Source organism: Mitsuaria sp. WAJ17 (assembly GCF_014174515.1).
Classification (GTDB): Bacteria; Pseudomonadota; Gammaproteobacteria; order Burkholderiales; family Burkholderiaceae_C; genus Roseateles_B.
The window spans coordinates 1-404 of record NZ_JACJUG010000124.1 but is presented as its reverse complement, the minus strand read 5'-3'; the positions used below and the strand labels follow the sequence as shown (position 1 = coordinate 404).

At 62.4% G+C, this 404-nt stretch carries 2 pseudogenes; both read left to right on the top strand.

Features of this window, described 5'->3' with window-relative positions:
* A pseudogene (locus tag H5407_RS23670) lies at nt 1–158 on the top strand (ABC transporter ATP-binding protein); the annotation flags it as partial.
* A 131-nt stretch (nt 159–289) separates the two neighbouring features.
* A pseudogene (locus H5407_RS24570) lies at nt 290–404 on the top strand (ABC transporter ATP-binding protein); the annotation flags it as partial.

Below are 404 nucleotides of genomic sequence, written 5' to 3'. Positions count from 1 at the left end.
CCATCCTCCTGATCGAACACGACGTGAAGCTGGTGATGGGCCTGTGTGACCGGGTGACGGTGCTGGACTACGGCAAGCAGATCGCCGAGGGCACGCCGACGGATGTGCAGAAGAACGAGAAGGTCATTGAGGCGTACCTGGGAACGGGCGGGCATTGACACCCCACCCACTACTGGCTTCGCCAGCCCCAGAAGGGGGCGGGCCTCTGAAACCGGCAGAGCCGGACCCTGAGGCTCCCTGCGGTAAGACCGCGCGGCGAGGCAGTGAAGCAAAAGATTTGGAGTCAAAGATGACGAATGAAGTGCTGTTGAAGGTCAGCGGGCTGAAGGTGGCCTACGGCGGGATCCAGGCGGTGAAGGGGGCGGACTTTGAAGTGCGTCGCGGCGAGTTGGTGAGCTTGATCG